General features: G+C 65.5%; 1 protein-coding gene. It reads right to left on the bottom strand.

Translation table 11 applies throughout. The annotated features are described in order from the left end of the window. Positions 1-959, bottom strand: a 959-nt coding sequence (locus JT723_RS34625; RefSeq protein WP_205048877.1) for a beta-ketoacyl [acyl carrier protein] synthase domain-containing protein, incomplete at both ends; no start/stop codon positions are given.

The raw sequence follows: 959 nt of genomic DNA, 5'->3' as shown, positions 1-959 counted from the left end.
TCCAGCTGGATCTGCGGGTTGGGTTCGGTGAAGTGCACCAGCGGCGGCACCTGCCGATGCCGCAACGCCAACACCGCCTTCAGCACACCCGCCACACCCGCAGCCGCAGCCGTATGCCCCACATTCGCCTTCACCGTCCCCAGCGACGCAAACCCCCGAGCATCCGTCCGCGCCGCAAACGCCCGCGACAACGCCTCGAACTCCACCGGATCACCCAGAGCAGTCCCCGTCCCGTGCGCCTCCACCACACCGATCGACCCAGGATCGATCCCGAACCGATCCCACACCCCACCCAGCAACGCCTCCTGCGCCCCCACACTCGGCGCCGTGATCCCGTTACTCGCCCCGTCCTGATTCACACCCCAACCACGCACCACCGCATGCACGAAATCACCATCGGCAACCGCATCCCGCAACCGCCGCAACACCACCACCCCGGCACCCTCACCAGGCACAAAACCATCCGCCCCCACATCGAAAGCCGCACACCGACCCGACCCCGACAACATCCCCGCAGCCTGCGCCGACGCATAGAACTCCGGCGTGCTCAACACGAACACACCACCCGCCAACGCCACATCCACCGCACCCGAACGCAACGCCTCACACGCCAGATACAACGCCACCAACGAACTCGAACACGCCGTATCCACCGTCACCGCAGGACCACGCAAATCCAGCAGATACGCAATCCGCGCCGACAGAATCGACCCGGCCTGCCCCATCATCGCCTGGGGTGAGGAGTCCTCCGTGCGGTACAGGGTGTGGTAGTCGCCGCCGGTGAAACCCGCGTACACACCGCAGTTGCTGCCACGGAATCCCGAACCGGCATATCCGGCGTTCTCCAACGCCGTCCAGCACTCCTCCAGAAACACCCGCTGCTGCGGGTCCATGAACTCCGCCTCAAGACCCGACACCCCGAAGAACAACGGATCGAACTCGTCATGCCCGTCGAGGAA

Origin of the sequence: Actinacidiphila bryophytorum (assembly GCF_016916835.1) — a bacterium.
Taxonomy (GTDB): Bacteria; Actinomycetota; Actinomycetes; order Streptomycetales; family Streptomycetaceae; genus Actinacidiphila; species Actinacidiphila bryophytorum.
Note: the sequence above shows the minus strand (reverse complement) of the source record. Positions and strands in the feature narration are given on the sequence as shown.